A 1,021-nucleotide genomic window follows, 5' to 3' on the forward strand; every position below is an offset into this window, starting at 1 on the left:
CCGACAGAAAACAGTTCGCTTGAAGCCACTCGTTTACGTTGCAAATCAAATCCCTCCCAGTGAAATCCCCCTGTTTAAACCTCGTCCTATTCTGACGCAGTGTTCAGCTAAACAGGTCCCTGAAACAGTTTCTTGCATTGCCAAGTCGATTTACGATTGTGTGACAAAAAAAGCAGTTTAACAATCAGTTGCTGTCTGCGATATCGCAAAAAACGCTATCAACGCGCGCTGTCATTGCTGATTGCCAAGTACCGAGTGACTGCGATCACAAAAGGAAAATGAGGCAGACCAGACGATCTGCCTCATTGGGGGAGGCCGGTTAGGCCTTCAAATGGCTGGCATGAAAACGCAAGTGGTCTTCAATAAAGCTGGCAATAAAATAATAGCTGTGGTCATAGCCAGACTGGGTGCGCAACGTCAGCGGCCAACCCTGTTCTGCTGCCTGCTGTGCCAAGCGCGCGGGCTGCAACTGGTCGGGTAAAAACTGATCGCTGTCGCCCTGATCGACCAGCAGCGGCAATCGAGCCGAGGTTTGTGACAGCAGATAGCAGCTGTCATAGTCACGCCAGGTCGTTTCGTCGGTGCCCAGATACGCGGTAAAGGCTTTGCGCCCCCAGGGAACCTCGCTGGGATTAACGATTGGCGCAAACGCTGAGGCAGACCGATAACGCTCCGGATGGCGCAGTGCCAGCATCAATGCACCGTGACCGCCCATCGAGTGTCCACTGATCGACTGACGATCGCTGACGTTGAAATGCTCACGCACCAAAGCGGGCAGTTCGCTGCTGACGTAATCGTACATACGATAATGCGCTGACCAAGGCGCTTGGGTGGCGTTGACGTAAAATCCTGCACCCTGACCCAGGTCGTAACCGGGATCGTTAGCCACCGTGTCTCCACGCGGGCTGGTATCTGGCATCACCAGCACCACCCCCAGTTCGGCAGCGATACGCTGTGCGCCCGCCTTGGTGGTGAAGTTTTCATCATTGCAGGTCAACCCGGACAGCCAATACAGCACCGG

General features: G+C 54.4%; 2 protein-coding genes. One reads left to right on the forward strand and one right to left on the reverse strand.

Annotated elements, in window-relative coordinates; translation table 11 throughout:
• Window positions 1–181: hypothetical protein (locus J5224_RS29860; protein ID WP_264628677.1), on the forward strand; the 181-nt coding region annotated here is incomplete at its 5' end.
• 138 nt (window positions 182–319) lie between these two features.
• Here J5224_RS29860 and fghA read toward each other — a convergent pair.
• Window positions 320–1,021, reverse strand: a 702-nt coding sequence (fghA, locus tag J5224_RS29865) for an S-formylglutathione hydrolase (protein ID WP_264628678.1), incomplete at its 5' end; no start/stop codon positions are given.

This window comes from Candidatus Symbiopectobacterium sp. NZEC135 (genome assembly GCF_025962695.1).